Genomic DNA, 483 nt, shown 5'->3' on the forward strand with positions numbered 1-483 from the left:
CGTAGCCTTCGTTGTGGAGCGTCGCGTTCGAGACGACGACGCCGCCGACCGTCACCGGGCGCAGGCGCGCGAGCGGGTTGAGGGAGCCGGTGCGCCCGACATTGATGTCGATGGCTTCCAGCACCGTCACTGCCGTCTCGGCGGCGAACTTGTGGGCGAGCGCCCAGCGGGGGCTGCGGGAGACGAAGCCGAGGCGCTTCTGGAGCCCGAGATCGTCCACCTTGTAGACGACGCCGTCGATGTCGTAGCCGAGCCCGGCCCGGTCGGCCTCGATGGCGCGGTAGTGGGCGAGCATCGCCGCCGCGTCCGCGCAGACGACGGTGCGGTCGTTGACCGGCAGGCCCCAGCGGCGGAAACGCTCCAGCACCTGCGACTGCCGGTCTTCGAAGGGGGGATCGACCTCGCCCCAGGCGTAGGCGAAGAATCGCAGTGGGCGCGAGGCCGTCACGGAGGGGTCGAGCTGGCGCAGGGAGCCTGCGGCGG

Annotated in this window: 1 pseudogene; it reads right to left on the minus strand. The window is 71.6% G+C overall.

Annotation, left to right across the window (positions count from 1 at the left end):
* Positions 1-483: pseudogene (locus O7A05_RS34120) on the minus strand (NAD-dependent DNA ligase LigA); the annotation flags it as partial.

Origin of the sequence: Mesorhizobium argentiipisi (SeqCode), from assembly GCF_037179585.1 — a bacterium.
GTDB classification, from domain to species: Bacteria; Pseudomonadota; Alphaproteobacteria; order Rhizobiales; family Rhizobiaceae; genus Mesorhizobium; species Mesorhizobium argentiipisi.